Source organism: Pseudarthrobacter sp. MOO13 (assembly GCF_058267655.1).
In genome coordinates this window covers 2,247,112-2,266,991 of the sequence record NZ_CM177848.1, presented here as the reverse complement: position 1 = coordinate 2,266,991, position 19,880 = coordinate 2,247,112, and the positions used below count along the sequence as shown (strand labels likewise).

The 19,880-nt window shown below is 62.7% G+C and carries 17 protein-coding genes and 1 pseudogene; 5 read left to right on the top strand and 13 right to left on the bottom strand.

The window, feature by feature from the left end:
- Nucleotides 1–8 precede the first annotated feature (8 nt).
- From AC4EEO_RS10490 to AC4EEO_RS10460, 7 genes and pseudogenes are all read right to left on the bottom strand, one after another.
- Nucleotides 9–1,355, bottom strand: coding sequence for an MFS transporter (locus AC4EEO_RS10490; RefSeq protein ID WP_491329805.1), 1,347 nt, complete (start codon nucleotides 1,353–1,355; stop codon nucleotides 9–11).
- A 763-nt stretch (nucleotides 1,356–2,118) separates the two neighbouring features.
- A complete protein-coding gene (locus AC4EEO_RS10485) occupies nucleotides 2,119–3,954 on the bottom strand; it encodes a thiamine pyrophosphate-requiring protein (protein ID WP_463960777.1) in 1,836 nt (611 codons plus the stop codon).
- Nucleotides 3,955–4,560: 606 nt separating this feature from the next.
- Complete coding sequence (locus tag AC4EEO_RS10480; RefSeq protein ID WP_491340453.1) at nucleotides 4,561–5,799, bottom strand: phytoene desaturase family protein; 1,239 nt, start codon at nucleotides 5,797–5,799, stop codon at nucleotides 4,561–4,563.
- 100 nt (nucleotides 5,800–5,899) lie between these two features.
- Nucleotides 5,900–6,019, bottom strand: a pseudogene (locus tag AC4EEO_RS10475) (NAD(P)-binding protein); the annotation flags it as partial.
- Nucleotides 6,016–7,869 carry a glycoside hydrolase family 15 protein gene (locus tag AC4EEO_RS10470; RefSeq protein WP_491329807.1) on the bottom strand — a complete coding sequence of 618 codons (1,854 nt, stop codon included), beginning with the start codon at nucleotides 7,867–7,869 and terminating at the stop codon, nucleotides 6,016–6,018. The gene AC4EEO_RS10470 and the pseudogene AC4EEO_RS10475, both read right to left, overlap by 4 nt.
- Nucleotides 7,862–8,494 carry a hypothetical protein gene (locus AC4EEO_RS10465; RefSeq protein WP_491329808.1) on the bottom strand — a complete coding sequence of 211 codons (633 nt, stop codon included), beginning with the start codon at nucleotides 8,492–8,494 and terminating at the stop codon, nucleotides 7,862–7,864. Before AC4EEO_RS10465 ends, AC4EEO_RS10470 begins: the two co-directional genes overlap by 8 nt.
- A gap of 21 nt (nucleotides 8,495–8,515) precedes the next feature.
- Entirely contained in the window at nucleotides 8,516–9,271 is a 756-nt protein-coding gene (locus AC4EEO_RS10460; protein WP_491329809.1) for a ZIP family metal transporter, read from the bottom strand.
- Nucleotides 9,272–9,801: 530 nt separating this feature from the next.
- Here AC4EEO_RS10460 and AC4EEO_RS10455 point away from each other — a divergent pair.
- A complete protein-coding gene (locus tag AC4EEO_RS10455; RefSeq protein WP_285244056.1) occupies nucleotides 9,802–10,209 on the top strand; it encodes a MarR family transcriptional regulator in 408 nt (135 codons plus the stop codon).
- A 120-nt stretch (nucleotides 10,210–10,329) separates the two neighbouring features.
- Here the strand turns inward: AC4EEO_RS10455 and AC4EEO_RS10450 are convergent, their stop codons facing one another.
- Nucleotides 10,330–11,202 (bottom strand): aldose 1-epimerase family protein, encoded by an 873-nt coding sequence (locus AC4EEO_RS10450; protein WP_491329810.1) that lies wholly within the window; start codon nucleotides 11,200–11,202, stop codon nucleotides 10,330–10,332.
- 85 nt (nucleotides 11,203–11,287) lie between these two features.
- Entirely contained in the window at nucleotides 11,288–12,181 is an 894-nt protein-coding gene (locus AC4EEO_RS10445) for an MDR/zinc-dependent alcohol dehydrogenase-like family protein (protein WP_491329811.1), read from the bottom strand.
- A gap of 42 nt (nucleotides 12,182–12,223) precedes the next feature.
- On the opposite strand from AC4EEO_RS10445, the gene AC4EEO_RS10440 reads away from it, so the two are divergent.
- Nucleotides 12,224–13,276, top strand: coding sequence for a YihY/virulence factor BrkB family protein (locus AC4EEO_RS10440; protein ID WP_491338814.1), 1,053 nt, complete (start codon nucleotides 12,224–12,226; stop codon nucleotides 13,274–13,276).
- A 259-nt stretch (nucleotides 13,277–13,535) separates the two neighbouring features.
- Here AC4EEO_RS10440 and AC4EEO_RS10435 read toward each other — a convergent pair whose 3' ends face one another.
- The 3 genes from AC4EEO_RS10435 to AC4EEO_RS10425 form a co-directional block, all read right to left on the bottom strand.
- A complete protein-coding gene (locus AC4EEO_RS10435; protein WP_491329813.1) occupies nucleotides 13,536–14,147 on the bottom strand; it encodes a phosphatase PAP2 family protein in 612 nt (203 codons plus the stop codon).
- A gap of 219 nt (nucleotides 14,148–14,366) precedes the next feature.
- A complete protein-coding gene (locus AC4EEO_RS10430) occupies nucleotides 14,367–14,666 on the bottom strand; it encodes a DUF4193 domain-containing protein (RefSeq protein WP_463960768.1) in 300 nt (99 codons plus the stop codon).
- Nucleotides 14,667–14,675: 9 nt separating this feature from the next.
- On the bottom strand, nucleotides 14,676–15,110 hold the full coding sequence (locus AC4EEO_RS10425) for a low affinity iron permease family protein (RefSeq protein WP_463960767.1): 435 nt from the start codon (nucleotides 15,108–15,110) through the stop codon (nucleotides 14,676–14,678).
- Nucleotides 15,111–16,166: 1,056 nt separating this feature from the next.
- Here AC4EEO_RS10425 and AC4EEO_RS10420 point away from each other — a divergent pair.
- Nucleotides 16,167–16,880, top strand: coding sequence for a DUF6789 family protein (locus AC4EEO_RS10420; protein WP_491329815.1), 714 nt, complete (start codon nucleotides 16,167–16,169; stop codon nucleotides 16,878–16,880).
- 151 nt (nucleotides 16,881–17,031) lie between these two features.
- On the opposite strand, the gene AC4EEO_RS10415 is transcribed toward AC4EEO_RS10420, so the two are convergent.
- Nucleotides 17,032–17,778: a transglycosylase domain-containing protein gene (locus AC4EEO_RS10415; RefSeq protein WP_491338813.1), complete on the bottom strand. Its 747-nt coding sequence runs from the start codon at nucleotides 17,776–17,778 to the stop codon at nucleotides 17,032–17,034.
- A gap of 295 nt (nucleotides 17,779–18,073) precedes the next feature.
- Between AC4EEO_RS10415 and AC4EEO_RS10410 the strand changes: the two genes are divergently transcribed.
- On the top strand, nucleotides 18,074–18,457 hold the full coding sequence (locus AC4EEO_RS10410; RefSeq protein ID WP_491329817.1) for a DUF1622 domain-containing protein: 384 nt from the start codon (nucleotides 18,074–18,076) through the stop codon (nucleotides 18,455–18,457).
- Between the two features lie 907 nt (nucleotides 18,458–19,364).
- Nucleotides 19,365–19,835 (top strand): hypothetical protein, encoded by a 471-nt coding sequence (locus tag AC4EEO_RS10405; RefSeq protein ID WP_491329818.1) that lies wholly within the window; start codon nucleotides 19,365–19,367, stop codon nucleotides 19,833–19,835.
- The last annotated feature ends 45 nt before the right edge of the window (nucleotides 19,836–19,880 follow it).

The window sequence follows — 19,880 nt, the reverse complement described above, 5'->3', positions numbered from 1 at the left end:
GCTCACTCTCAGGGAGTCTTCTTCATAGGCTTCTGCGAGTCCGGCCCCCGGAAATGATCCTTGGGAAACCTGCCGTGCACCGGCCTGTCGCCGCCGCGCCGCAGGCTCAGCATCACCAGGCCGGCAGCCAGCAAACATGCGGCCAGGAAGATGGACGTGGCGAGGAAGCTGCCATGTGTCACGTCCTGCAGGTATCCACCCACGTAGGGCCCGACGAATCCGCCGAGGTTGCCCACCGCGTTGATCAGGCCCATGGCGGTGCCCGCGACAGCTACGGGCATGGCACGGGAGGCCGAGGCCCAGAAGGGGCCGTCGTAGGCCAGGGCGCCGGCGACCGCGATGCTGATCAGGGTGACCGCAAGGAATGGAACGTTATCCCCGGTTGCCACCGAGAGCACCAGTGCCACGGCACCAACGGCCATCGAGAGGAGCACGTGCGTGGAGTATCGGCCCGTGCGGTCGGCTGCCTTGGCGTTGTACCAGAGGCCCACCATGGCCAGCACATACGGGATCGCGGTGACGAAGCCAACCTCGATGGAAGATCCGGAGGTGATCGTCTTGATCACGTGGGGGAGCCAGATATTGATGCCGTAGAAGCCGATTTGGATGAGGAAGTACACCAGGGTCAGCCGCCACACCACTGCGTTGGACAGGACGTGCCGGAGGCCGAGCTTTTCCTGCTGTGGATGTGCCGCGGCATCAGCAGCAAGGCCCTTCTCGATGTACTCCCGTTCCTGGACGGAGCACCACTTGGCTTCCCGCGGGTGGTCGGCGATCAGGGCCCACCACAGTGGTGCAGCGATGACGAACGGGAAGATACCTTCGATGATGAAGAGCCACCGCCAATCCGAAAAGGATAGGATCCAGCCCGAGAGGGGCGCGGTGATGATGGAGGCGATGGCGATGTTCATCATCCAGAACGCGTAGGCCCGGGCGCGTTCAGCGGCCGGGAACCAGTGACTGATCAGGACAAGGATGGCGGGCCAGATCCCGGCCTCGGCGACGCCGAGGAAGAAGCGCACCACCAGAAGTTGGGTGAAGTCCTGGATGAATCCGGAAAGGACAGCCAGCACGCCCCAGATGAGCACCATGATGCCGACGAACTTCTTCGCACTCCAATGTTCGGCAAGGTGACCGCCTGGTATCTGCAGGACGAGGTAGCCGATGAAGAAGATGCCGGCTGCCAGTCCCTGCTGGGCCGCATCAATGCCCAGGTCCTGGTGGAGGCCGTTGAGGGCGAACCCGATATTGGTCCTGTCCATGAACGAGATGATGTAGACGATGATTGCGACGGGAATCAGCCGCTTCCACCGTGCATTGCCCACCGCAGGGGCGGACGTCACGCTGCGTGCCATCAGAATTGCTCCTTCGCAATATGTGGCTTATCAGATCGCGCCCCAGCGCGCTGTTGCTCTCCCGCGGACCCGGCGGTCCGCTTTCCACTACTGGGCGGAACGAGCAGGACGTATTACACGTGGAGCCGCCAAAACAATGGAACGCACCCCTCAGGTGGAGTGACGCGGGGGGCTTCACTCACGAACCCTGCTCTTATTTTTGCGCAATTGTTGCTTTATCGCAAGAAGCGGGTCCCAGCTTTTTTGAAAGTCCTGGCATTCGTTGGCTGCCGGGAAATGAAGCCTGTGTCAGTGTCCTTCGGTCCGGCAGCGGTGCCTCGGTCTTGACGGCAATCCTCCTATTGGTGGCAGCTCGCGTCTCGGCCACAAGCCCTGAGCGGTGTAGGTGCAGCAGGACCAATCAAGCATTTGGACACGAAGAAACGACTAAGCGGTTACGCGGCTTCCCGCATTGCGTGCGCACTTCCTGGCCCCTGACTTGCCAGTCACTGAACGCCCGTGGGCTGAGGCTCGGGCGCAATGCCCCGGAGGCGAGGCCTTGAGGCCCTGTGCAGCAGTCAAGGCCGCGATAGGCACCCATCGAGTCATTACGCGCCCTGGTCACCGGGCTTCGACCCGCTACAGCCGCTTGGATGTAGCACTTGCCCTCGTCTTCCCCGGAGGCGGAATCAACTGATGCGGCCTCGATAACCCTTCCGCAACCCATCCATAGTGGTCCGATCAAAGCGGATTTTCAAGTGCCGGCTTCCGTTCGGTGCTCTCGTTAGTGCTCGTCCTCGTCGTGGTCCTGGCCAATGTGAAGTTTTCCTTTAACGCGTTCCATTCCTTCCGTAAGGAGCGCCTTGGCCGAGTCGCGCACCACGTCGACCCCGTCCGGGTCTCTCTTGAGTAGCGCCTCCGCAGTGTGCTTGGCGAACTCGAGGGTGATGTGCGGGGGAAGGGGCGGTACGTTTTTGCTCGTGTAGGCATCGATGACGGTGACCCCCTGGTGCGCGAATGCCGTGTCCCAGGCGCCGGCGACCTCACCGTCGGTCTTGACCCGGATTCCGCTGAAGCCGAGCAACTCCGCCCACCCGGCGTAGTCAACTGACTGAATGTCCTGGGATGTGGACCACACGGGGTTTGCGTCCTCGGTGCGCATCTCCCAGGACACTTGTGTGAGGTCGTTATTGTGCAGAACCATGATGATCAGCTGCGGGTTCTCCCATTCCTGCAGGTATTTCTTGATGGTTATCAGTTCGTTCATGCCGAGCATCTGGAAGGCGCCGTCGCCGATGGTGCAGACAACTGATCGGTCAGGGTAGGCGAACTTGGCCGCCGTGGCGTACGGCATGGCGGCGAGCATGCTGGCAAGCCGTCCGGAAAGATCACCGAGCATGCCGTGGCGGAGCCTGATGTGGTGGCCGTACCAGTCTGCCGTTGAACCGGCGTCCGCGGTGACTATGGCGCGTGGGGGCAGGCGCTTGTTTAGTTCGTGATAGACGCGCCGGGGGTTGACGCCGTCTTCGTAGGACAGCATCGCCTGCGCTTCCATCTCTCTTTCCCATTCCAGCATCTCCTCGGCGACCGTATCCTGCCAGGAGAGGTCGGTTTTCGAGTCCAGATGCGGAATAAGAGCGGCGAGGGTTGCTCTCACGTCTCCCCACAGGTTGAGTTCGGTGGGGTAGCGCAGTCCCATCTGCTCGGGTTTAAGATCGATTTGAATCGCCCGCGCCTGCCCGCTTTTGGGCAGGAACTGGCTGTAGGGGTAGTTGGTCCCGAGAAATACCAGAGTGTCGCAGTTGCTCATTTGGTGCACGCTGGGCAGGGAACCCAGGAGTCCTAGCTGCTGGGAATGGTGCGGCACGTCTGAGGGAATCACCTGTTTCGCGCGTAAGGCCGTAATCAGGCCCGCTCCGCAGAGTTCTGCGGCCCTAAGGACCTCATCCGTGGCCCCGTTCGCCCCATGGCCGACGATGAACGTGACTTTACTGCCCGCGTTAATGATTGCTGCGGCCTTCTCGATCTCACTTTGTGGGGGGACGATTGAGATGGACGGGGCGACGGCGCTGGAGCGTGATACCCAGTTCTGGGGCGAAAGCTCGGGCATTTTCATTCCCTGCACGTCGTGGGGAAAGATGATCACGGCGGGCCCCAGCCGAACTTTGGCGGTACGGAAAGCGGTGTCAACGACCGCCTGGGCCTGTTCGGGTGAGACTATCGTCTGGACATAGACCGCGACATCGGCAAGGGTGCGTTCGAGGTTGCTCTCCTGCTGCGTGAAGGTGCCCAGCGCGTTGAGCCCCTGCTGGCCCACGATAGCTACGACAGGCTGATTGTCCATCTGGGCGTCGTAGAGTCCGTTGAGCATGTGGAAAGCACCCGGGCTGGAGGTCGCAACGCAGACGCCAACTTCACCGGTGAACTTCGCGTGCGCGGTGGCCATCAGCGAACAGATCTCCTCATGTGTGGGGCGTACATACTTCAGGCCCGCTTCAGCGCGTTGGGCTTTCTCCAGTGCACCGTCGAATGCGCCGATCCCGTCGCCGGGAAAAGCGAAGATGCGGCTGACCCCCCAATCCCTCACCCGTTGGATTACGAAATCGCTGACAGTTGCCATGGTTCTTCCTCCTGCTTTTGGTGTGGGCCGAACTGATCATCATGACCAGTTCGGGCCTAACTGAGGACCACCGGTGCGCGCACCGTGGCGTTGTTCAGCGGCCGCTCCGGACAGCGGCTGCTGCGAGGATAAAGCCGGTGAGAACAGAAGCGGCGCAGAGTATCCAGAGCGCGCCTATCTGTCCGCTTTTCTGCCGAACGGCCCGGGGCCCAGCGGTGGAAGCCACACCGGCCCGAATGAGTGCGGTGCCGGCGCTGGCAACGGCAACTATCCAGCACAGCCACTGGATGAACGCAGTTGAACCTTGGTCCATGATTTTCCCTTTCCTGAAAGGCGGCATTTTGCCGGCACCTTGCAGGCCTGCAGTTCCTTGCTACTACGCTACCATTGCGGCAGCGCAAAGGACATGTTTTTGTACCCCCTTATCGCGACACCCGAGCGCTCAGTTGTTTCCTCTTCCAGGTCCCACGGAGCACGTTAGGCCAAGAACTGCAGATGGCAATAACGAGGGACAAGCGTCCCGGCGATGAACTGCCCCCGGCTGGTGCCCATCCAGGTCTTTCACCGGCGAACTTGTCCGATATCCAGTGCCTTCTTACCCGGCGGCTACGTCCGGTACGTCAGTTCCGGTGAGGGCAGTCCAAATTCTCGTTTAAGAGCGGACTGGGCGGCGTACCACCCGCACAGGCCATGGACCGAGGGCCCCGGTGGCGTTGAGGATGAACACAGATAGACACCTTTTGCTGGTGTCCACCAGGGGTCGGATGAAATAACCGGCCTTGTGAGCAGTTGACGGGGCGAAAGCGCACCTGCGGAGAAGTCGCCCCCAACGTAGTTCGGGTTGTACTCGCTGTATTGGTGGGCTGTGATGGAGTGCGTAGCCAGGATGACGTCCCGGAAGCCCGGTGCGAATTGTTCGACCCGCCTGATGATCGTTTCTGTCGAGTCCACGCTCGAGCCCGCATGGACGTGAGTGTAGGTCCACAGGATGTGGTTCCCGGAGGGGGCACGGCCGCTGTCCAAGGTCGATGGTTGGCATGCAAGGACAAAGGGCTGTCGGGGATACCCTCCGGACGCTAGCTCGGCCTCCGCACGGGACATTTCTCCCCTGGTTCCCCCCAAGTGCACTGTGGGCGCCGCGCCAAGGGCAGGGTTGGCCCACGGTACGGGTTCTGAGAGGGCGAAGTCGACTTTGCTGACCCCGTTCCCGTACCGGAACGAGGCAAGTTTGTGAAGGTAGCTTGTGGGGAGTTCGGCTGCGGCCACTTGGGCAAGCCCCGCTGGGGAGAGGTCCAAGAGGATGGCCCTTGGCCGGGAACCGTCCCGGACTTCAGCCAAGTCGGTGATGGGGGAGCCGAGGACTATCTCTCCACCATGGTTCAGCAGGTCCTCAGCCATGGCGTTAGCGATCGATTGGGATCCGCCTATGGGGAGCGGCCAGCCGCCGGCATGGGCGAGCGCGCCCAACAACATCGCGGTGCCGCTGGTGGCCAGTCCTGGTAGCGACCCTATGCAGTGGGCGCTGACGCCGGTGACCATGGCTGGGGCGATGTCTCCTGTGAAGCGTGCGTTCCACCAGGGCCCGCCCTGTTCCACGGTTCTGGCGGCGTAGAGGAGCGATCCGAGGGGGTCGCGGGGGATACGCAGCAGTTGGTGCATGGCTACGTCAGTGATCCCGTCGACCCTTTGAACGAGGGGTTGGAACAGCCGGAGGTACCGTTCCCCGTCGGGGCCCAGGTCCTCGACGGTTCGGGCGAGGCTGCGGTATGCGATCCCGGCTGTGGCTGCATCCACGGCGTGGGCGTAGGAGATTTCGGGCACGCGCAGTTCGAATGCGCTTTTCAAGTTCAAATGCCTGGAAGTAAGGGCTGGCAAGGGCCATGGGGTGGACAGCTGAACAAACGTCATGGTGGAACCCGGGCAACGTCAGCTCTGCCGTCCGGGCTCCACCCCCGACCGTCTGTGCTCCCTCAATCATCCGTACCTTTAGCCCGGCCCGCGCCAAGGTTACGGCAGCAGCGAGCCCGTTGGGTCCCGCCCCGACAACTACGGCGTCAGGCTTCACGTTGCCCTTCCACGGACGGATTCCTCGTGGCCGCGGGACGGGCCGTGGTCGGGGTTTTTGGGGCTGGGCAGGGGCGTGTCGCTGTGCCTGGCGCGGCCGTGGTGAAGTTGCAGGGCACAGTGGATGAGGGGGAAGTGGCTGAATGCCTGCGGGGTGTTGCCCAGTTGGCGCTGGTTCTTGGGGTCCCATTCTTCGCTGAGCAGGCCGACGTCGTTGCGGAGGCTGAGGAGTCGTTCGAAGAGTTCTTGGGATTCTTCACGGCGGCCAATCCCGAGCAGGGCGTCGACAAGCCAGAAGGAGCAGGCGAGGAAGACGCCTTCGGTTCCTGGTAGGCCGTCGTTGCTCGCTTGTGGGTGGTAGCGGAGGACGAAGCCGTCTTCGGTGAGGTGCTGTTGGATGGCGTCCACGGTGCCGATGACGCGGGGGTGGTCGTGGGGCAGGAATCCTACGCGGGGGATCAGCAGGAGGCTTGCGTCCAGTTCTTTGCTTCCGTAGGACTGGACGAAGGTGTTTCGGTCAGTGTCGAAGCCGTGGGTCATGACATCTTTGTGAATGGTGTCCCGCAAGGCGGACCACCGCTTTTCGGGGCCGGGCAGCCCGGATTGCCGGATTCCTTTGACCATGCGGTCTGCGGCGACCCACGCCATGACTTTTGAGTGAGTGTTTTGGCGGCGGGGGCCGCGCATTTCCCAGAGCCCGTTGTCGGGTTTGTCCCAGGCGCCTTCGAGGTATTCCATGAGGGCGACCTGGATGTCCCAGGAATCGTCTTCAGTGTCCGGGAAGGCGGCACGGGTGAGGGATAGCCCGTCTAGGACCTCACCCCATACATCGAGCTGGAGTTGGGGTGCGGCGGCGTTTCCTGTCCTGACCGGTTTTGAATTTTCGAATCCTGCGAGCCAGGGTAGTTCCGTTTCGGGGAGGCGGCGGGTGCCGTCGATACCGTACATGATCTGCAGGTCGGCGGGGTCCCCGGCGACGGCGCGGAGCAGCCATTCGCGCCAGGCGGCCGCTTCGTCGGTGTAGCCTCCGGCGAGCAGTGACTGAAGTGTCAGGGTCGCGTCGCGGAGCCAGCAGAACCGGTAATCCCAGTTCCTGGATCCGCCGGGTTCCTCTGGCAGGGACGTGGTTGGGGCGGCGACGATGCCGCCCGTGGGAGCGTAGATGAGCCCTTTGAGGGTAATCAATGAGCGTTCGACGGCGTCCTTGTACTTTCCTTCTATCCTGCTGCGGCCGATCCAGTCCTGCCAGAAGTCCTCCGTTACCCGCAACGCCGTGCTCGGGTCGGTTTGGCGCGGGGCTGGTTTGCTGCTGGGAACCCAGGTCAGCACGAAGGGCACTTTTTCACCGGACCGGACGGTGAATTCGCTGACGGTGCGCATGTCCTGGCCTTCGAGGGGGGCCGGCGTGGTGAGGTAAGCGGTATCCGGGCCCGCGACTGCGCTCAGCCCGTGGTCGTTGCGCCGCACCCAGGGCACGATGTGTCCGTAGTCAAAGCGGAGGCACAGTTCCCCGTACATCTGGATTGTGCCGCTGAGCCCTTCGACGATCCGTACCAGGTCGGCGGCGTCATCACGGATCGGCATGAAGTCGGTGACCCTGACGCTTCCGTCGGCTGTTTCCCATTCGGTTTCAAGGATGAGGCTGCCGGGGCGGTACCGGCGGCGTGTGCACTTCTGAGCACCCGCGGGCGCCATGAGCCACCGGCCCGCGGCCGGGGTGTCCAGTAAAGCTGCAAAGCAGGCGGGGGAGTCAAAATTGGGCAGGCACATCCAGTCGATTGACCCGCTGGTACTGACCAACGCGGCCGTGTGCAGGTCACCGACAATGGCGTAGTCACTGATTTCAGGCATTGTTACCCTTCCAGGCCGCACCGTCGAGTGCTTGGAGGGGCAGCACTGGGGTGTGTTTGGCCTCCCGAACGGCCCGGATGGCCATAAGCACCGCCATTACCGCCCCGACAGCAGCCACGACCATACGGGTCCCGCTTGCTGTCCGGGAGATGGTAGCCGGGCGGACGTGCCCGGGCCTGCGGTGGTGGGTGGTCTCGTTGCCCGGTACATCCCAGGAGGCCGGGGAGGGGAAGGTCCCCGCCGGTAGTTTCTCCTGCCGCAGCCGGCGTCGGATGGCAAGCCTGCGACGCACATCGGTGCTTGGGGCGGGCAGGGTATTGTCGGCCGCAACAGCCGTGGGGAGGTCGATAATGTAGGGCTCACCGTAGAACGCGGAGGAAGCCACGGACTCGAGCCAGGTGCCCGGCGGTGTCTGAACGCCGTGGTCTGCGAAGGCCGACCGCAGCCTTTTCAGGATCTCGTCGAGGCTGTTGCCCTGGGCGTCCCTGGTGGCGTCGAAGATGGCCAGCTGGAGCTGCAGTTTGGCATCCGCGGCTGGGTCTGTGGCGCTGGGGTCCTGGCCAGTGGGGTCAGGATTCAGCGGCTCAGGGTTGGCGCGGCCGGCGTTGTTTGGATTGGAGCTCATGGGTTTCCTTTCAGTGGTGGTTCAGCCGCCGACCTGGTCAACGGTGAAGGCTGCCAGGAACCCGACGGCGGCGATGAGGCCGGTGAGCAGGTGGTGTTCCTCGAAGGCTTCGGGGATCATCGTGTCGGCGAGCATGGCGAGGATCGCGCCGGCGGCCACGGCCGTGATGAAGGCGACAACTTCCGGGGGTGCGTCCTGCAGGACCAGGAAGCCAACCAAGGCTGCGAGGCCCGAAACGACAGCAATTCCCACCCACACCCCAAACACATATCTGGCACTCCGGCCGGCCTTTTTCATGCCCGCAGTGCTGGATAGGCCCTCGGGGACGTTAGAGATGAACACGGCCGCCAGCATGGCCGGGCTGACTGCACCGGCGGTCACCAAACCCACGCCCAGAACGACTGATTCCGGGATGCCGTCCAGGAGGGCCCCGATCGCGATGGCGGTCCCGCTGCCCGGCTTTTGCTGCTCGGATGGTTGTTTTCCGCCTGACCGCTTCCGGTGCTTGGCCCCCTTGCGGGCCAGCAGGGCGTTGGCGGCAACGTATACCACGGCGCCGGTGGCGAAACCGCCGATGGTCGGCCACAGCCCACCGCCGTTGACTGCTTCCTGAACCAGCCCAAACGCGAGGGCCGAAATCAGTACGCCGGCACCAAAAGACATCACCGATGACACGACCTTGGACGGGATTTTCCACTTCCACGCCAAGCCGCACCCTACGACCAGGGCACCGCCGGCGATGGTGCCCCACATCCATGCCAGCAACCATGCGGGCATTACACTACCCTTGCCATGAGGCGGGGTGTCGGTTCGGTCAGCAGGATTTTCACAGGCTGAGTCCTCTCCATTGTTGTGAGCATTTAGCAGGCCCTATTTTCGACCTCAACAGGAAGCGCCATCGTGGTGGCCGTGCGGAGGCAGGGCTTCCGCCACCGCCGCTGCTCCGAGCGGGTCCGCGGGCCAGCGGCGGGCCCCTTTGTTGTCTCGGGTGGCTCGGGGAAGATCCCCACGGACGTCACTGCCGATAGGGGCCACTCAAACCGGCCGCTCTGAACGTTCCTGATGAGAGGGTCGATCCCATCGATGGTTTCCGCCAAGGTACCTTTTGCCTGTTGTGTTCCCACAATTTCTCCTCATCCGGGGACTTTCTCGTACTGCTGCTCTGGAATCTTCAAACTTTGCGGGAAAGCAACTATCGGAGGAAACTGGTACTCATGGATACAGCTGGTGGATCTGAATTAGTCCCGGAACCTTCTAGCCGGGAAGTTGAAGCGGTAATGCGGGCCGCGGATACCCTTTTGCGTGTCGTGTCCCGCTCCGTTGCCGAGGTAGAGGACGTGGTCAACACTCCGCAATTGCGGGTCCTGGTCCTCATCCACACGCGGGGACCGCAAAATTTGGGCGGCGTGGCCGCGGAACTGGGTGTGCATGCCTCCAACGCCACGCGCATCTGCGACCGGCTGGTCGCTGCTGACCTGCTCGAGCGGCGGGAAGACCCGGCAGACCGGCGATACATCCGTCTCGAACTGACCACAAAGGGAAAAGCTCTGGTGAACTCCGTGCTCGAGCACCGGCGGCAAGCCATCGCGGAGGTGATTTTGAGGATGCCATTGGGTCGCCGCCCGGCACTGGCTGCTGCGCTGGAGGCTTTCGCGGCGGCCGCCGGTGTCCAAGGCACCACTGACGGCCGCTTTACCCTGGGAGCCAACACGTGAAGTGACGAAGTCCTGGTGCCGCAAGCCATGTCTTCATTCAACCTCAATAATTGCGTGTACGCAATAGTTGGCGAGCTGCTCGCGTCAGTTCTCCAACGCTGCGCGGACCTGGCGGCCCGGTTAGAGCGGCTTGATACCCCACTGACCGGTGTGGGATTGCCCGGGTTCAAGGGTTATCAGGCCCTCACCGGAGTTAAAAGCGTCCGGGGCGCACGTCATTGGTTCAACCCCCAGCCCGCTCCGACGCCTGCCCGGCTGGGGGAGTGTGTCCCCGGTGAAGATTTCCAGGTACGGATAGGACCCGTCCACCCACAGCTCAACCCCTCCGGAGTTATCCGGGCGCCGGAGTTTCACCCGGGCCCGCCCGTCAGCGTTACGGACCAGGTCGGTGTAGGCGACGTCGATGTGCCGCCCGCCAAGTTGTTGGAGTTCCCGCAGGTCATACTCGGTGCCCTCAACCCGCTCGCGACCAGTGGGTATGCCACGCTCGTCCACGGGCAGGAAGGTGCGCCCGGGCACCTGGACCAACGCGGCATTGATGGCCCCGGGAGCGCTGACACCGGTGCTGAGGTAAGGATGCGCCCCTGTCCCGTAGGGGCACCGCGACGCACTTCGGTTCATGGCCGTGGTCCGCACGGTCAACCCGTCATGGCCAAGCTGGTAGTCCAGGCGGCAGTCGAGCACCCAGGGCCAGCCCTGGCAAGAGTGGAGCGTGTAGGTGAAGGAGATGGAGTCCTCAGTGTGCTCCACAGCCGGGGCCTCCCAGTTCCGCCAACGCGTGAGCCCGTGGATGGCGCCGCCCTTGTCCGGCTCGCTCAGGTCAAGCTGCAGCCGCTGGCCCTCCCACTCGTAACTGCCGCCCTGGATGCGGTTGGGCCAGGGAATCAGGGATTGGCCCCGGGCGCCCGTGCACATCTCCTCGGGCCCATACCCGTCCAGCAGAGGCCGGCCGTCCAGCAGGTAATCCCGCAAGGCGCCCCCGACTTCGGTCACCACGACTATTTGTCGTTCAAAAGAAAGTTCATACTGACGTCCCGAGGGGAGGCAATGGCCGGTCCCGCCGCCCCACGGGGTCCTCTCACTCATGGCTGAGGCTTCCATCCGTGCCATGGGTGACATCGAGGACGACTTTGACGTCGTCGGGCCGGTGTTTGAAGGCGTCCGCGAAGCTGGCCAGTGGAATCCTGCGGCTGATGAGGCGGCGTAGCCAGTCATGGTCCGCCGCCGCCAGTGCCTGCGCGGCCGCGTCGTAGTGGCGGCGGTTGGCGTTGACGCTGCCGAACACCACGCCGTTCATCAGCACTTCCTCACGGTTGAGCGCACCCACGTCCACCCCTGTTTGCTTGCCCGTTCCGGACACGCCGGTCAGGCAGGTGACGGCGTCCTGGGCCCGGCATGTCAGGGCCTCCAGCACGACTGGAGTGACGCCGGTGCATTCCACCAGGACGTTGGGCTTGATTCCGGAATCCGGCAGCGGTTCGCTGTGGTAGGTGGCGCCCAGGTCCCGGACAAGCTGCGGTTTGGGTCCGTCCGTGACGACGTCGAAGACGTGGACGTCCAGGCCCTGCTGGACTCCCAGCAGGGCGGCGAGCAGCCCAACGGGCCCCGCGCCGGTCACCACGGCTGTATGGGGATCGAAAAAGGCCCGCTTCCCGATCCGGTTGATCTGTTCCCAGGCCTTGGCGACGATGGTGGTGGGCTCCAGCAGGACGCCCACGTCCTCCAGGTCGGGGTCCAGTTTCACCATTGCCTCCGCATCCGCCCGCCAATGTTCCCGGGCAAAACCGTCGAGGCCCTTGATGCCGTGCTCGGTGTAGTTGCCGTTGAGGCACATGTCCCATTCCCCGGCGGCGCAGGCTTTACAGGGCTCCGGGTCCGGCCTGCCGACGATGCCCACCACCAGGTCACCCTTGGCCAGTCCGGAGTCCGGGGGAGCGTCCAGCACCCGGCCCAGGTTCTCGTGCCCCAGCACCAGGTAGTCCTGGCCCGGGGGGCCTCACCGTAATCCGCGGCGATGATTTCGCTGTCGGTTCCGCACAGGCCCACGGCCAGCGCCTCCACCAGCACCTCGCCCTCCCCGGTGGCCGGCTCCGGAACATCGCGCAGTTTGAGTGAATCTTTTTCCCCGGGAGTAACTGTCAACGCACGCATAACTTCTTCTCCTCAAATCAGAAACCGGTCCCCTTGGCAAGCTTCCCGCACTAGTTGCGTTTATGCAACGGTATGGGATATGAAGGGGCCAGCTGGTTTCCGGGATGGGGCATTGTGCAGTAAAGCGGCTGGCTCCACAGTGAACCTTATTCGCGGGCCGATTGAGGAACCTACGACGTCACAGACCGCCGGCTTCACCCTCGCGACAGGCATAGTAGGGGCCTTTTGGACAGCGTCGGGCTACGTGAGCGCTTTCGCTCGTGCCATGAACCGGATCTATGAAGTCGATGAAGGCAGGAGCTCGATCAGGTTCCGGGCCACGATGCTGGGCGTGACGATTCTTGCCGTGGTTATCGTCGCGATGCTCGCAGCCCTGCTCGTGCTCAGCGGACCAGTAGCCGAGGCCATGGGCCGTCTGCTGGGACTTGGCGGCCTGTTCCTGACCGTGTGGAATATTGCGAAGTGGCCAGTCATCATCTTGCTGGTTATCGTCATCGTCGCGGTTCTTTACTACGTGACCCCAAACGTGCACCAGCCCCGGTTCCGCTGGTTGAGCCCGGGGTCCTTCCTCGCGCTGGTGGCCTTCGTGCTGGCATCGGTGGTTTTCAGTGCCTACGTCGCCAACTTCGGCAATTACAACAAGACGTATGGCGCCATCGGAGGCGTCATCATTATGCTGCTGTGGCTGTGGATTCTGAATGTTTCACTGCTTTTCGGAGCCGAGTTCGATGCCGAGACCGAGCGGGGCAGGGAATTGCAGGGCGGCTTCAAAGCCGAAGTAACTATCCAGTTGCCGCCAAGGGACACAAAGAAGAGCGACAAACTGCACCGGCAGGAGGAAGAAGAAATCCGGCGCGGACGCAAGATCCGGGAAAGAATCAGCTCCCGTGAGGGACTTGCCGCAGACAGGTCCTAAGTGGGTCTGGCTCCCCAAGGGCTTCAGTCGGGCAGTGGGAGTTCCGGGAAGGCTTGTTGTCAGCCCACGCACCTTCACCCTTTGCCACTGACAAACTGACTTTCCCCGGCCGTAGCGTTCTCCCGGTCCCTGACATCGTGTGCCACCCGGCGAGACTCCTTGTCCAGGCAGGCGAAACCCTGGGGACCACGGGCCGTCCGGGTCACCTCCCGTAGGCGTCCGGCGGCCGGTGAAGCCGTGGATCAGCCTCGAGGAGCGATCACTCTGTATGTTCAGGACCTGGCCGCCCACCGCGGCTAACATCCAGCAGGATCACGACTGCGAGGAGAACGACGGAGAGGGAAACGGAGGCCACCGTGTCGGTGAACCAGTGGTAGCCGAGGTAAATACGGCTTGCTGCTTCCACTATTATGCCAGCGGCAGCGGCGCCGAAAGCCGCGATCAGGGCAGTTCTGCGGGAGGAACGTGAGAAGACCAAATAAGCTCCGATGAGCAGGAAGTTCGAGGCACCCACGACATGTCCCGAGGGAAAGGATGATGTGGCATCGGCGCCAAGCATCATAAATTCGGCCGGGGGCCGGGAACGTCTCACCACGTGGGCTATGACCTCAGTGAGGACTACCCCGGTGATCATCGCCCCGGCCAGCAGTATCGGGCGCCACAGACGACGGGTCACCAGGGCCCACGCAACGACGGCTACTAAAGTGATCACGGGAAGCGCCGCGGGTCCGAAAACGAAAGCAAATCCGGCCAGCACAAATGTGGCTGTACCCGTGCGGTGATGGATAGACCAGTCAGTCAGAGGTCCGTCGACGCTTGCGAGCCCGCTGCCCGTCAACACGTCCGCAAGGGTCAGTACAAACGTGGACATACCAGCCAGGAGAAGGCTTAGCGACACCGCGTGAAGAACCAGGAACCGGCCTGTGGAGACCTTTTTGCCGGCACCTAAGTGGAAACGTTCTTGCCTGCTCTGCGCGACAGGCCCACGACCACCGCTCATTGCGCGGCTCGATCAAGCTGCTGGGGTGGCTGGATCAGGCCCCTGAAGGTCTCATGGTTGTGGTCCGGCGCCGTCAGGAACGTCACTGCTTCATCCCTCGCATTCGATGCAATAGACGTGTCCGTCTTTCTCCTTGGCCAGCTGGGACCGGTGGTGAACCAGGAAGCAGGAGGAGCAGACGAATTCATCCTTCTTTTGGGGGACGACTTCCACGATGAGCTCTTCGCCGATGAAGTCGCCGGGCAGATCGACTCCGTCGACGGTGTCGGCCTCGTCGAGCTCCTTCACGACGCTGCGTGCGTCGGGGGTGTTTTCTGTCCGGAGCGCCTCCAAGGAACTTTCCTGGGACTCTTTTAGCTCAGGGCGCACTTCGTCGTAATCGCTGGCCATGGCGGGTAGTCATTCCTCCTCGTTTTTGTTCTCCTGGTTGACGTGCCGCTCTTCTTTGCCGGGCGGCTCTTCGGATTGTGCTTCGATGTGCTTGCGCTGCCGCTCGAGTTCGTCTTCGCTCTCGTCTTCAGCTTCGTAGAGTTTGGAGTTGGTGACCCGAAGCTCGTGCATTATGGCATCAAGTTTGAGGTGCAACGCGGCGGAGTCACGGTTCTGGGTGTTCTGGATGATGAACACCATCAGGAACGTCACGATCGTCGTGCCCGTGTTGATCACCAGCTGCCAGGTATTGGAGAAACCCAGCAGCGGCCCGGTGCAGGCCCACAGCACCAGAACGGCGACGGCCGCAGCGAAGATCCATGCATGACCCAGGACCATTGCCGTCCTGGAGGTGAATCTGGTGAAGAAGCCGGTCCCTTCGCCACTGCTTTTATCGGTAGTCATGGTCCCATCCCCATCCTTGTATGACTCGTGCCCCTGTCCTGCGCACCTACTCGATCGTCACTTACCGCCCGCCCGGTAAGCCGACACGGTGCGCTCTGTGTACCTGCGGCCGGCCGATGGGGGTCCCTGATCGAAGTTCTCCCGCGGCAAAAGCCAGGGCGATGGCCGCATTGGCGACCACGGCGTGCCGCCGTCGCCGGTCCACTGCTGCCAGGCCTAACATCGTCAAGGCGTGAAGGGCATCGGCCCCGGCGCTGATCCAGTGCAGGCCAGCCCCGGCACCGAAGATGGTGGTGGCGGCGGCCCGCAGTAGGTGCCGTGCCCCCAGGACTCGGATGAACGTGCAGGATTGGGCATCGGGGGCGCGTGCGATCAGGAGGCATTCCGCCGCTCCAGGGGCCAGGAGCTCCGCGCTGCCCTGACCACTTCCAAGTGTCTCACCGGCCATCCTTTCGAGTCAGGGCTGCCGCAACGCCTGCATTCACGGAGAGGGCTCCCGAGCCCGGCCGCGATGAAGCCGTGATACTGGGAGGCAACCAGCTTGGGGCCTTCTTCCTGCTCGACCAGCACAGCGGCAGCGTCAGGCTCGTGCGGGCTTGCGTCGAGCTGGATGGCCAATGCCTTCCCGCTTGCGGCTTCAACCTCTGCCGCTGCCCCGGCAAGTCCTGCCTTTGTCGTGCCAGTAGGGCCACAGGGCCGCCCCGCCGCCACAAAGCGAACGCCGAGACCCTTCGATCCCCCCCGGTGGTTCCTGTCACGAGGACAACTCTGCGTGCTGTTTCCATCCGGATCTCTCCTCGGGCTTTCAGCGGAAGTGATAGAGAGCTTAGCGCAATAGTTACCTAACCGCAAGGGCTAGCCGTCGCGCAGCTTTACTTGGCAAATTCCGCTATTGGACCTCTGGGCGGCGGGGGGCCGTAACCCTTCGAGGGACTGAGAGTTCTAATCGTTTGCGGCACTCCTAGGAACTCAAGTTGTCAGGCCGAAGCGGATGGGAAAGCCCGTCTGATTGTGAGCTTGCTTGCGCTGACACAAATATCCCGGTTCCATGAAGGGATGGATACCTATAGCAGTGAATCAACGTCCGAAAGAGTTGCCGGCGGGGATTTTGCGGGGCTGGTCGCTACGGGAGCGATGAGCGCGCTGCTCGTTGCCGCCGACGTCACCGGCGTGATGAACTACGAGCCGCCCCGGAGGATCATCGATAAGTTTTTCCCCCGGTTTCCGCTGCCCCTCAGGGACGCTGCCGCCGTCCTCGCCCATTTCGGGTACGGGGTAACCGGTGGGTGTCTTTATGCCGTGGTACGCAAGCAGCACTCCACCCGGGACGCGGGCCTCGCTTACGGTGCATTTGTGTGGGCGGTGGGCTACGAGGGCTGGTTGCCGGCGATGGGAATACTGCCCCCTGCACACCGGGACAAGACCGGCAGGGCGCTGACGATGCTGGCCGCCCATCTGCTCTACGGCGCCGTCTTGGGCAAAACCCTTGGCAGGCGGGCCCGGGCGGAGCGTGTCCCTGCTGAGCCGGGTGGCGGGTCGGCGTCTTCAGGCAATGTGGACACCGTTGATCTTCCGTCCCGGCTGCCGGAAGCGTACGTCTCCTACCTTGCCCCCAAGGATCCTGCCTTCACCGCGACAGTATTGCCGGTGCTGGAACAATCGGCAGCAACGCAGGAACATGGCGTTCACGTGCGTTTCGTCCCGGGAGGGGTGCAGGCACTCGTGGATCCCGCCGTTCCCTATCCTCAGATCACCGAAGGCGTTGACTAGGACATTTTCCCCGGCCCTGTCGCCCCGGCCGTCTGGGTGCTGCCCACAGCCGCCTCCAGCGCAACATTGATGGCGGCGGTGTGGGGAACCGGCGGCCAGGGTATTGCGGAGCTGCGGCGTTCATGAGGTGGGCCCATTGAGTGCCGGCATGTTAGCCCCGTTCAGTCCGGTGTAGTACGTCCCGCTGATGGTGATGTTCTCGTTCGCCCACTCCGGTCCGAATTCCGCCGTAGGCCCCGTTGCCAAAATAGACCAGGTTCAGGTAATCCTGCAGGATATGGTCTTTGGAGTATTTCTCCTCAAGCCCGATAGCAAGCTTCATTTCCCGAAGCTTGTCGCCGATGCTTCGGGAGGCGTCGGTCGTGGCGACGTCTGCGCTGCTGCCGCCGGTTGCAGGTGACAAGATGAGGACGTTCTTGATGTACTGCTGGGTGATTGTCGATGCGCCCTGCCTGCCGCCCCTGGCGTTCACGTAGAGCGCGCGCAGGATACCGGTGAGGTCAACCCCGCCGTGGTCGTAGAAACGTGCGTCCTCGATCGCCACTACCCCGTCACGGATGAACGATGACATTCGTTCCAGGCCAACCGGGGCCCGGTTCTGGGCGTAAAAAGTGGCGATCACCGACCCGTCTTTCGCCAGGAGCTGGGATGTCCTGGACGGCGGCTCCAGGTCCAGGTTCGAGGGGAGTTGATCGAAGAACCTAATGGATGCCCCTGCCGCCGTCGAACTCAACGCCGCGGCCGGGGCCAGGAGTCCGGCGATCAGGAAGCCGCCAATAACGCTGGCGGCGATGAAGGCTACGGAGTTCTTCCACAGAGTGTATTTGATGCAGCATGCAAGACTTCCTTCGTTCGTGCCGCACGCCAGAGGTAAGCCTGTTAAGCACTGCCGGGGCATGCCAGGAGGCGGTCGAAATGCCGCCGCGGTTGAAGATGGCACCACCTTTCGAATAGTTACCAATTAGCAAATAACCCTTTCGCCTCGCATCTAGCGCCGACGCCGCGAGGGGTCACAGGAGTGCAACAATCCTGCAAAGGAGTGATCAGGGCGGTGACGATTCGTTGCATGTTCGCAAGTGATGCGCCAGACTGACGTGAAGGCCAGTTCGTCAGGGAACGGACATGTCAGGACCAGTCGAGAAGTCTGCGGCTGTGGGTGTGGCGGGCGATACGCAGCTTGCAGGGAGGCAGACGTGGATTTGCGACTCATCATCGAAACTGCCGGGCGATACCTGGACTTTGCCGGAGTGGCCGTCATGGTCATCGGCGCCGTGGTCTCCGCGCCGCTGGCCGTACGCCGCCGAAACCTCCAGGAAGGCAGCCGTCGTCCAAGCCGGTCGCTCTACCGGGAATACGGGCAGTTGCTCGGGCGGTCCATCCTTCTTGGCCTTGAACTGCTGGTCGCCGCAGACATCATCCGCACCGTGGCCGTGACGCCCACCTTCACCAGTGTGGGAGTCCTGGCCGTGATCGTTGTCATCCGAACATTCCTAAGCTTCTCCCTGGAGCTGGAAATCACGGGCCGATGGCCCTGGCAAAAAGACACCGAGGCGGTTCCCGCCATCGGCTCAGCCTGAGATGAGGCACCGATGCCGAATCTGCCTGCTTCCTGTCCGGGACCATCACCACCTGCCGGCAGGGGGATGACCCGTGGCCCGTCCGCGACCTGGGATATGGACCCGGGGGTGGTAGGCGTCCGCGGCCATACTTTTTGGTTAGGGACCATGAGCGCCGACAATCACGACGACGACTTTTCAGCCGGCTGTCCGGGCTGGTCACGGAATCATCAGCAGGCATTAAGCATTATCTGGATGCCATGACGGGCGTCGGCGCCACGAGGATGAGCCGCCTGACAGGAGGACGCGTTGAATGCGCTGTTAAGCTTCGCAAGCGTAATTGGCACGACGATCGCCGGGAGCAGCGATGATGCTGTTCTGCTGGACCGTGCGGAACACCGCCTACGCCAATGCCAAACTGCGCGTTTCCTCCCACCGCGAAGCCGAAGAGGCTCCGCCCTCCGCCACGCCAAGTCAACCGCAGTGCAACGGGACGCACCGACAAACCCTAGACCCGTGGACCTTGTACTGATCCGTAGTTGCCACCGCCGGCGTAATTACTTGATGCGCTCGTTGGCGGGCCAGGGCTCTACCGGTCAATGACGGGCGGCGCCCACCACCTACACCTCACGGGGAGAGGCCACTATGAATACAAAAATCACCACCGGCGACGAGACGAAAACAGGCTGTGACGAGTCATGAAACAACGCCGGCCGGAAGGCATCAAAGCCCTGTCCACCGATCCACAGCTTCTACGGATGCTCACAACACACACCCACTGCGGTGAGCCAATGACGACCTCGCGCCAGGGACCCCTTGGGGAAAGCGGCACCAGCACCGTCCACGACGTTGTCATCACCTACAGTTGCGCCTGCGGCTTCAGGTTTGATCAGCCAATCAATTCACAGCGCCACGATAAGGAGCTCCCATGAAAGCCGCCCATAGCATCACAAAGTTCTTCCGCCTGATCCCGCCCCTGGCGATATCAGCGGCTGCGTTGACCGGCTGCTACCACCCCTCTGGAGGGGACCGCGACCCCATTGCCCTCGGCGCGGACCTAAACTTCTCGGGACTGCAGTTGCGCAGCGTCCTGATCGTGACGTCCGGCCAAAACGAACCCGGGCGCGTCCTGGGTACGATCTTCAACACCACCGCTGCAGACATACAAATGGTCCTTGCCGACTCCGATGAACAACATCCAGTCAAGATCCCCGCTCTGGGACATGTCGAGTTCGACCAGTCGCCTCTGATCTTCAACAGCACGCAGGAGCCGCCCGGTGCCCGCACCGATCTGCAGGTAACAGTGAAAGGGCAACAGGCGGCAATCAACGTGCCCATCCAGAATGGAACCTTTGACCAGTACCGGCCATACATTCCATCTCCAAGCCCATCCAGCTGACCCCAAAAACCAGCACCTGTCAGCGCACATGGGACCCATCGACGC